The organism is Mesorhizobium sp. M7D.F.Ca.US.004.03.1.1 (assembly GCF_003998635.1).
GTDB classification, from domain to species: Bacteria; Pseudomonadota; Alphaproteobacteria; order Rhizobiales; family Rhizobiaceae; genus Mesorhizobium; species Mesorhizobium loti.
Map to the genome: position 1 here is coordinate 1 of NZ_RZQG01001131.1, position 1,696 is coordinate 1,696.

Consider the following 1,696-nt stretch of genomic DNA (forward strand, 5'->3'; position numbering starts at 1 on the left):
TCATTGTTGGCATCATGGTCATCCAGTTGATCAAGCCGCTCGGCTGGCCGGGGCTGAAACGGCGCAGCGACTTCTGGAAGCTGGCGCTGCTGGCGATGGCGGCGATTTCGATAACAGCCGTGCTTGGGCATTGGACATAGACCAGCACCCGGCAAGGTGGGCCGTGCCGGCCCTCTAATTGGCTAGCACAAGGTCGACGAGATGTTCTGCCCAGGCGCGGTAACCGGCTTCCGATGCGTGAAAGCCGTCGGAGGCAAAGCCGGCCTCGGGATTGGTGATCGGCAGGCGCGGCGCCGACACCGCACCGCGCTCCAGGCAAAGGCGTTCACCCATCCGGTTCATTTCGGTGGCGCGGATTTCGAGGATTTTGCCGAGCAGCGGCGGCATCGCCGGCGCCCGCGTGAACTCCAGCACCGGCGACCACACCACACGCGCTTCCGGCCATTTGGCGCGCAGGCCATAGAGCAGCCCGCCGAACTCCTTCTTGAAGCGCGGCACGGAGTGAAAATTCTTGGTGTCGTTGGTGCCGATGGCCAGCACGATATGCGTCCATGGATCGGCCGACAGATTGGGCAGTACGTGGTCGCGAATCTGGCCCGACGTCGCCGAATTGAAGCCGGCAGCACGCCAGCGCACGGCGCGGCCTGTATTCTGTGAAATCAGCACGGCGAGTTGCGCGGCAAGCCCATCTTCCGAATTGCCGATGCCGACCGAAGCGGCGGAGGAATCGCCCAGCACCAGAAGCGAGATCGCTGGCGCCTTGCCTGATATTTCGTGCATGACCGGCCCCTGCGCCGGCAGCATGCGCGTCGTGCGGCGTCGCACACCGAGGCCTTGCCAGATATAGACCGGGAAGGCGAGCCAGGTGAGGAGTGCCGGGAAGCGCATGGTAATACCGTTAAACGATCAGCCGCAGCCTTAGCGCATGTTTGGGCTGACGTGAACGATCTTCAATCGCAGCAATTCGCCTGCCCCGCTTGCTTGCCCTGATATTCATCATGCAGGCGCACCCAATCCATCAGGCCGTGATAGGGGCCGGTTTCGTTGCGGCCCTTCGGCGTCATGTCGAGATAGTCATACGTGCCGATCAGTGCCTCGCCGCCGCGGGCGCGCGACATGAAGGTGAGGAAGAGGTCGCCGGTCTCGTCCCTGTAGAAAACACTGCCGCCGGGAAGCTCCTTCGATGTCCTGGGACGGGTCTCGAAATTGTAAGTGGTGTCGCCGGCGGCGATCTGCCTGTCGGTGAAGGAGACCTGCATGTCGAAGTTGAAATCGGAGGCATAGGACGACACCCAGTCGAACTTCCAGCCCATGCGCTGCTTGTAGGGCAGAAGTTCCGCCAGCGGCGCGCGCGAAACCACGACCAGCGACACGTCGTGATGTCTAAGGTGCTGATTGGCGCCGTCGATATGGTCGGCAAGGAACGAGCACCCCTCGCAATGATGGCTGCAGCCCGGCCCGAACATGAAGTGATAGACGATCAGCTGGCTGTTGCCGGCAAACAGGCCGGTCAGTTTTTTCGGCCCTTGCTCGGTCTCGAAGACATAGTCCTTCCTGATCTTCAGCCAGGGCAGTTCGCGCCGCTCAGCTGCTATCCGCTCGCGAAGCCGTGTCAGTTCCTTCTCGCGGGCCAGGTGTGCCTTGTGCGCCTGGAACCAGTCTTCGCGCGAAACGATCTTGTTGCGATGCATGAACC

2 protein-coding genes are annotated in these 1,696 nt (G+C 62.1%); both read right to left on the reverse strand.

From position 1 onward, the window contains the following. Positions 1-174: 174 nt before the first annotated feature. Complete coding sequence (locus EN935_RS34710) at positions 175-888, reverse strand: SGNH/GDSL hydrolase family protein (protein ID WP_109665028.1); 714 nt, start codon at positions 886-888, stop codon at positions 175-177. A 62-nt stretch (positions 889-950) separates the two neighbouring features. Then, complete coding sequence (locus tag EN935_RS34715) at positions 951-1,691, reverse strand: thioredoxin family protein (RefSeq protein ID WP_127266130.1); 741 nt, start codon at positions 1,689-1,691, stop codon at positions 951-953. Positions 1,692-1,696 lie beyond the last annotated feature (5 nt).

Coding starts and splice junctions, on each gene's coding strand:
- EN935_RS34710 (WP_109665028.1), bottom strand. CDS start 888: ATGCGCTTCCCGGCACTCCTCACCTGGCTCGCCTTCCCGGTCTATATC.
- EN935_RS34715 (WP_127266130.1), bottom strand. CDS start 1,691: ATGCATCGCAACAAGATCGTTTCGCGCGAAGACTGGTTCCAGGCGCAC.